The sequence below is a fragment of the Falsirhodobacter sp. alg1 genome (assembly GCF_000739715.2).
Taxonomy (GTDB): Bacteria; Pseudomonadota; Alphaproteobacteria; order Rhodobacterales; family Rhodobacteraceae; genus Falsirhodobacter.
The window spans coordinates 1-524 of record NZ_BBJC02000096.1; the positions used below are offsets into that span (position 1 = coordinate 1).

Sequence of the window (524 nt, forward strand, 5' to 3'; positions counted from 1 at the left end):
GTTCAGCGTACACGACAAGAAATCCACGCTCCGCCAAGAAGGTTTCCAATTCATCTTCGTTTGAAGGCCCCCGATTACTACGTCGGCGGGATATGAAAACCTTCAATCCATCCTTCACGGTTCGCGTGGATATTTTCTGGAAGAAACTGAATACACTTTTATTCCAGTAATATGGCGGGTGCGAAGGCAAAAGCGCTTTTTGGATATTTAGATCGCTCGCCTCATCAATACTGATCAGTCGGTTTTTATCTATGCCCAACCTGTCGCATACTACTGGAAGAATTCTGTATTTATCTTCCTGATACAAGATAGGCGCATCACCCACAAGTTTCGCATACCGCAGGCCATATACCATTTCTCCCAAAACATGGTAATAATGGTCGTGGCACAAGAAGAGATTGCTGCCGAGGTGGGCCGCGATATTCTGGTGGCAGGCGGCAATGCGGCGGATGCCGGTGTTGCCGTGGCCTTTGCCCTGGCGGTGACGCTGCCGCGTGCNGGGTAACCTTGGCGGCGGCGGCTTC

1 protein-coding gene is annotated in these 524 nt (G+C 50.9%); it reads right to left on the reverse strand.

What is annotated here, in order from left to right:
• The coding region (locus TR36_RS15295) for a glycosyltransferase 61 family protein (protein ID WP_192841383.1) at positions 1-325 on the reverse strand (325 nt) is incomplete at its 3' end.
• Between the last annotated feature and the right edge of the window lie 199 nt (positions 326-524).